General features: G+C 68.4%; 6 protein-coding genes. 3 read left to right on the forward strand and 3 right to left on the reverse strand.

The annotated features are described in order from the left end of the window. The first annotated feature begins 6 nt into the window (after positions 1-6). The 3 genes from FHS47_RS19480 (at position 7) to FHS47_RS19485 (ending at position 3301) form a co-directional block, all read left to right on the forward strand. Complete coding sequence (locus FHS47_RS19480; RefSeq protein WP_167032234.1) at positions 7-816, forward strand: DUF4198 domain-containing protein; 810 nt, start codon at positions 7-9, stop codon at positions 814-816. Positions 817-986: 170 nt separating this feature from the next. Then, positions 987-1958, forward strand: a complete 972-nt coding sequence (locus FHS47_RS19635) for an FAD:protein FMN transferase (RefSeq protein WP_208382158.1) — start codon at positions 987-989, stop codon at positions 1956-1958. Beyond that, positions 1955-3301: a sulfite reductase subunit alpha gene (locus FHS47_RS19485; RefSeq protein ID WP_208382159.1), complete on the forward strand. Its 1347-nt coding sequence runs from the start codon at positions 1955-1957 to the stop codon at positions 3299-3301. The genes FHS47_RS19635 and FHS47_RS19485 overlap by 4 nt, the downstream gene beginning before the upstream one ends. 16 nt (positions 3302-3317) lie before the next feature. Here the strand turns inward: FHS47_RS19485 and FHS47_RS19490 are convergent, their stop codons facing one another. From FHS47_RS19490 to FHS47_RS19500, 3 genes are all read right to left on the reverse strand, one after another. Further along, positions 3318-3983, reverse strand: a complete 666-nt coding sequence (locus FHS47_RS19490; RefSeq protein WP_167032237.1) for an HAD-IA family hydrolase — start codon at positions 3981-3983, stop codon at positions 3318-3320. An 86-nt stretch (positions 3984-4069) separates the two neighbouring features. Next, positions 4070-5803, reverse strand: coding sequence for a M56 family metallopeptidase (locus tag FHS47_RS19495; protein WP_167032240.1), 1734 nt, complete (start codon positions 5801-5803; stop codon positions 4070-4072). A 1-nt stretch (position 5804) separates the two neighbouring features. Then, complete coding sequence (locus FHS47_RS19500; protein ID WP_167032243.1) at positions 5805-6191, reverse strand: BlaI/MecI/CopY family transcriptional regulator; 387 nt, start codon at positions 6189-6191, stop codon at positions 5805-5807. Between the last annotated feature and the right edge of the window lie 351 nt (positions 6192-6542).

The raw sequence follows: 6542 nt of genomic DNA on the forward strand, positions 1-6542 counted from the left end.
GTACCGATGAAGCACACGCTTGCCCGCGCCGCATTCTGCGCCGTCCTCGTCCTGCCGTTCGCGGCACAGGCCCACAAGATGTGGATGGTGCCCAGCGCCACGGTGATCTCCGGCGACGACGCCTGGGTGACCGTCGACGCCGCCGTTTCCAACGATCTTTACTATCCCGATCACTTCCCGGCCAAGCTCGACACATTGGTCATCACCGCGCCCGACGGCTCGACGGTGAAACCGGAGAACGCCGCCACCGGCAAGTACCGCAGCACGTTCGATGTACCGGTACCGCAGAAGGGTACGTATCGTCTCGCGCTGGTGAACCAGGGCATGTTCGCCAGCTACGAGCTGGACGGCCAGAAGAAGCGCTGGCGCGGCACCCCCGCGGAATTCAAGGGTGCGATCCCCGCCGGTGCGAAGAACGTGGCGGTGAGCGAGATGGCGTCGCGGGTGGAAACCTTCGTCACCCAAGGCTCGCCCAGCGACGGCGCGCTGAAGCCCGTCGGCAAGGGCCTGGAGCTGGTGCCGGTCAGTCAGCCGAACGACCTCATGGCGGGCGAGAAAGCCACCTTCCGTCTCCTGCTCGACGGCAAGCCCGCGGCGAACCTCAAGGTCGTGGCCATCAACGGCGCCACGCGCTATCGGAACGCGCAGGACGAGATGGACACCACCACCGACAGCGACGGAAAGTTCAGCTTCACCTGGCCCGCGGCCGGCATGTATTGGGTCAACGCATCGACCGAGGACAATCGCACGTCGGTGAAGGAAGCGAAGAACCGCCGGCTCGCCTATACGGCAACACTCGAAGTGCTGCCGCAATAAAGCCCGCTATGCGCGCCGATACCGATGTAGGAGCGCGCCCTGCGCGCGACCGCTCTTCGCGAAATGCTCCAGGGGCCCTTGCAAGCGCCTGCAAGCGCCTCGCCTGCCTGTTCGCCCTGGTTTGCACTCCCGCCTCCGCCAGCGACATACATCGCTTCGAAGGCGAGACGATGGGCACGACGTGGTCGGTGAACGCCGTGCTGCCCGACGGCGCGAACAAGCGTGCCATCGAGCAGGGCATCCAGGCCGAGGTCGATCGCGTCGTGGCGCAGATGAGCACGTACGACGACACGTCCGACCTCAGCCGCTTCAATCGCGCGCCGGCTGGTACGTGGCAGGCGTTGCCTCCGGAATTGTTCACGGTGCTGCGTTATGCGCTGCAACTGGCGAAGGCCTCCGGTGGCGCTTACGACCCGACCGTGGGTCCGCTCGTGAACCTGTGGGGCTTCGGTCCCGGCAAGGCCTCGGCGGGCAAGCCTTCCTCGCACGACGCGGTCCATCCCTATGCTCCGCCCGATGCTGCCGCGATCGCCGTGGCGAGGCAACGCGTGGGCTGGGCGAAGATCCGCATGGACGAAGCGCACCGGCGCGCTTTCCAGCCGGGCGGGGTCTACGTCGATCTCTCCGCGGTCGCGAAGGGGTTCGGTGTCGACCAGGTGGCGCGCTTCCTCGAGCGTTCCGGCGTCAAGGCGTATCTTGTGGAAGTGGGCGGCGAACTCCGCGGCCACGGCCGCAAGCCCGACGGCTCGTCCTGGCGCGTGGGCATCGAGCGTCCCGGCGCGGCCGCCGGTGCCGTCGACAATGCCGACGAAGTGGGGCGCGTCCTTTCCCTCGACGACAAGGCCATCGCCACCTCGGGCGACTACCGTCACTTCTTCGAGAGCGGCGGACGGTTTTTCTCGCACCACATCGACCCGCGCACGGGTTATCCGGTGGCATACCGGGTGGCATCGGTCAGCGTGATCGCGAATGACTGCATGCACGCCGATCCGCTGGGCACCACGCTGACGGTGCTGGGTCCGGACGAGGGCATGGCCTTTGCGAAACGGCACGGCATCGCGGCGCTGTTCATCCTGCACGATGGCGACGGCCACGTCGTGGAGCGCATGTCGCCGGCATTCGCCGCTCTGGTCAAGCCGTGATCGCTGCCGAACTGACGCGCTTCGCGCTCGCGGGCGGCCTCGTGCTGGCCTGGGTGGCCTTCACCGCCGCCTGCGCTCGTCGCGTCAGCCGCAAGGATGCCGCCGCGCCCGGAGGCATCCTCGTCGTGCACGCATCGCAAACGGGTTTCGCCACGGAGCTTGCCGACCGGACGGCGGAGGCGTTGCGCGCGGGTGGCGTGCCCGTGGACGTCCGCGGCATGGGCGAACTCACGCCCGACGTGCTGGGGGCCGCGCCGCGCGCGTTGTTTGTCGCCAGCACGACCGGGGAGGGCGACGCCCCCGACACCGCGACGGCGTTCGACGGGAATCTCATGAAGGCACCCGCGGCACTGCATGGCCTCGCTTATGGCGTGCTTGCCCTGGGCGACCGCGACTACGACGACTTCTGCGCTTTCGGCCGCCGTCTGGACGGCTGGCTGCGTGCAAGTGGAGCGGCGCCCCTGTTCGATCGTGTCGACGTAGACAACGGCGACGAAGGCAGTCTTCGTCATTGGCAGCATCATGTCGCGCAACTCGCCGGCCTTCCAGGGATGAGCGACTGGACTCGGCCTGCCTACCAGGCATGGCGTCTCGTCGAACGGCGCCTGCTGAACCCAGGCAGCGCCGGCGGGCCCTGCTATCACCTCGCGCTGGTGCCGGACGATCCGGCGCACCTTTCCTGGGAAGCCGGCGACATCGCCGAGGTCGGGCCGCGCCGCGGCAGGGGCGATGCCGCGACGCTGCCCCATCGCGAATATTCCATCGCGTCGCTGCCCGACGATGGCGCGCTGCACCTCGTCGTACGGCAGATGCGCGGCGCGGACGGCGAGGTGGGCATCGGCTCCGGTTGGCTGACCGAGCGCGCAGCGCTGGGGGACGTCGTGGATCTGCGCGTGCGTCGCAACGCCGGATTCCACGTGCCCGACGACGCGCGGCCGCTGCTGCTGGTGGGCAACGGCACGGGCATTGCCGGGCTGCGCGCCTTGCTGAAGGCGCGCATCGCGCGCGGCCACCATCGGAACTGGCTGGTGTTCGGCGAACGGCACGCGGCCATCGACCGCCTCCACGTGGACGAACTGGAACGCTGGCACGCGGAAGGCGCCGTTGAGCGGATGGATCTCGTCTGGTCGCGCGAGGGCCGCGGCGCACGCTACGTGCAAGATAGGCTGCGTGCTGCCCGCGACGAGGTACGCCGATTCGTGGAACAGGGTGCCGGCGTGTACGTCTGCGGCAGCCTGGCGGGCATGGCGCCCGGCGTGGACGCCGCCCTCCGCGAGGCGCTGGGGGATGTTGCGGTAAACGATCTCGCCGTTACCGGACGTTATCGCCGCGACGTGTACTGAGCGTTCTCCGCGCGCGTCACGCGACGGCCAGGCGCACCTTGCCGTCGTCGAGGCCGTCGAAGCGCAGCGCCGTCAGGTCCTGCACCCACGCCACCTGAGCCGGCACCTCGTCCGGATGGTCGCCCGCAATGGCGAGCACGCGCGCACCCGCGGCGAGCCCGGCCTCGATACCGGCCTTTGCATCTTCGAACACCAGGCACTCGGCGGCCGCGGCATGCATGCGCTGCGCGCCCAACAGATAGCCCTCCGGGTCCGGCTTGCCGTTTCGCACCATCTCGCCGGCCACCATGCGTGGCGGCGGTGCGATGCCCGCGGCGCGCAGCCGTGCCTCGGCCAGCGCGGTGTCGGCGGATGTCACGATGGTCCACGTGTGGGCGGGCAGGGAGTCCAGCAGTTCGACCGCGCCGGGGATCGGCACGATGCCGTCCACGTCTTCCAGTTCCTCTCGATACAGGCGCTCATATTCGGCCTGGATGTCCATGCCCGGCTTGGCGAACATCTTCACCGAGTCGAGCATGCGGACGCCGTGAAGGCGCGGAAGCACGTAGTGCCAATCGACGCCGTGCTCGTCGCACCAGCGTTTCCAGATCTTTTCCACGACCACGCGTGAATCGACCAGCGTGCCGTCCATGTCGAAAAGCAGAGCCCCGGCTTCGATGACCTGGCCCGGTTCGAGTCGCATGATGCCTCCGGTATCGTGAAGAGCGCCGCGCAAGCGCGAAGCCCCCCACGATACCCGGTTGCCGCCGATATGTAATGGCTTTGCCGTCAGCGCGAGCGTTCCGCCACGTGGTTATGCATGGCCTCGTCCATGATCGCACGCACCTCGTCGTTCGCCCTGCGATCGGCGTCGGCCTCACGCCGGGATTGCGCCACGTGTTCCTGGCCGATGGCGGCGCGGCGCTTGTCTAGATCGGCGATTTCCTTCGCGATATCCGCCTGCTCGCGTCCGATGGCGGCATTACCCGCGGCATAGGCGGCCGGGTCGCGCGGTGCGCTCGGGTCGGATTGCTTCGCCATCAGTTCCGCCTGTTTCGCCGACAGCTGTGCCAGCTGTCCATTCAGCATGGCTTGCCTGCGGTCGATCTCGGCCTGCTTCTCCGCGCTGCGCATGGCATCCTCGGCCGGAACCCGGGCGCGCTCGTAAGCCTCGCGGATACGTTTCACGTACGCCGGATCGCGCAATACCCACGCCTGCGCACCGTTGCGATACCAGGCGTAGTCGCCCGGGCCTTGCCGTTCCGCCCGCGCACGCTGGATGTCTTCATCGGTGCCGTTCGATATGCGCGTGATCTGGCCGCTTAAGAAGATGAACGTCTGATCCGAAGGGCCGGAGACCGGCGAAGGCGGGGCGGGGGGCGCCCTGGGCGCGGGCGGTGCGGCAGGCACGGGCGGGGGCGACAGCCGGGGAACGGTCGTAGGTGTGGTCGGTGTCCTGGGCGTCGTCGGCGTTATCGGGGTCACGGGGGTCACTGGCGTCGTAGCCGGCGCGGTAGCGACGGCCTGCGCAGGCATCGCTTCCGCGCCATCGGCGGCGACGACGCGCCAGGGTGTGACGCCGATGGCCGCGATCACGGCAACGAGGCAGAGCGTGAGCACGCGCGGCGGCGCGTCGGTAGCCTGACCGAGCATGTCGATTCTCCTTTTCAATGTGCGGAAGGTGGGCGATGCCCCGGGGAGCGCATGGTGCGGGTGGGGAGCCACGCCGAGGCGCAGCAACAGACGTCCATACGTCCGTGGGGCCTGGCGCCCGCGCGACACCACCAAGGCGTCGCAGGCGGCCTCACGGCACAGCGCGTACTCGCGCATGGCCATGTGGACGAGGGGGTGGAAGAAGAACAGCGTGCGCGCGAGTACCGGCACCCAGCCGAACACGAGGTCGCCGCGGCGCACGTGGGCGAGCTCGTGCATCAGCGCCATGTCCAGTTCCTCATCGTCGAGCCTGTCTTCCCGTGGCAGGAGGATGGTCGGACGCCACAGACCGACCACCTGCGGCGAATCCACCTCGGCGGATACCGCAAGGCGTGGCGACCGGCGCAGCCCGAGTTCGCGCGCCCTGCGCGCGCACAGTGTGTCGACTCGTACGTCGTCGTGCGGCATCGCACGGCGAACCACGCCGGAAAGGCGGTATGCCCGCACACCTGCCACGACCAGCTGGATCAGGATCGCCACCGCCCAGACGGCGAGCAGCACCGTGGTCCAGGACATCGTGAACCCAGGTTGCGGGGCGATCGTTGTCGTCTGCACCGGCGTGGCGTCGAATGTGCCGGTGGAAACGCCCGTCTGCACGGCCGGTGCCGGCAGCAACGGAAGGGCGATCGGTGTGGGCCAGGCAAGCCCCAGCACCAGCTGTGCACCGAGCAGCCACCATAGCGCGGTGCGCGCGGCGGCCGATAACGACGGCATCAGGCGACATACAGCATAGACGAGCGCGGCCAGGAGGACCGCCTGCACCGACGCGTAGGCCAGGCGGGAAAGCAGGGTATCGACGAAGGTGTCCATGTCAGCGCCCCTTGCGCCGCGATTGCAGCGTGCCGACCAGCGCCTCGAGTTCGGCCAGCTCGGCGTCGCTGACCTGTCCGCGTTCGGACATCCAGGCGACGAAAGGCGACACCGAACCTTGCAGTGTCTTTTCCACGAAGCGGGCCACCGCGCCGGTCATGACCTCGGCGGCGCCGTTGGTGGCGCTGTAGCGGAAGCTGCCGTCGATCCTGCGGCGGGTGAGGTAACCCTTCGCGCGGAGCCGCTCCATCATGGTGAGCACTGTGGACCGTGCGAGGCCGCGCGCTTCGCCATAGCCCGCGCATACCTCCGCCACCGAACTCTTCGGCGCCTCCTCGATGTACTGCAGGAGCGCGAGTTCCTGGTCGCCGATCGTCTTCTTGCTCATGCCACCCTCCTGACTACAAGTGTAGGCAGCATGCGCCTGACGACAGGTGTAGTCAAGTGTGGCCCCGCAAAAGATTTCTTCGTGCACTCTGGGATGGCTGGCGCGGAGTCAGTGTGGGGTTCGCTTCGTAGGTGTGGCTCGCCTTACGGCCTCGCTCGCGGCGCCTGTGCCGTGGCTTGAGAGCCAGTACCCGTTTCCCTCGCCGCGAAGACTTACGTCGTTCCTTGCGAAAGGAGAGCCGCTGCGCGGCTCGTGACTTATGGCTTCGCCGCGGCGGACCCGGGCGTCCGGGCGGGGGTCTTCGACTCGGCTTCCTGCCTCGGCGAAGACGGCGGGCCGTCCTGGCCCGCC

Source organism: Luteibacter sp. SG786, assembly GCF_011759605.1.
GTDB lineage: Bacteria > Pseudomonadota > Gammaproteobacteria > Xanthomonadales > Rhodanobacteraceae > Luteibacter.

Bases quoted from the DNA above. Each gene is read 5' to 3' on its own strand.
- FHS47_RS19495 (WP_167032240.1), bottom strand. From the start codon at position 5,803: ATGGACACCTTCGTCGATACCCTGCTTTCCCGCCTGGCCTACGCGTCG.
- FHS47_RS19500 (WP_167032243.1), bottom strand. From the start codon at position 6,191: ATGAGCAAGAAGACGATCGGCGACCAGGAACTCGCGCTCCTGCAGTAC.
- FHS47_RS19490 (WP_167032237.1), bottom strand. From the start codon at position 3,983: ATGCGACTCGAACCGGGCCAGGTCATCGAAGCCGGGGCTCTGCTTTTC.
- FHS47_RS19635 (WP_208382158.1), top strand. From the start codon at position 987: ATGGGCACGACGTGGTCGGTGAACGCCGTGCTGCCCGACGGCGCGAAC.
- FHS47_RS19480 (WP_167032234.1), top strand. From the start codon at position 7: ATGAAGCACACGCTTGCCCGCGCCGCATTCTGCGCCGTCCTCGTCCTG.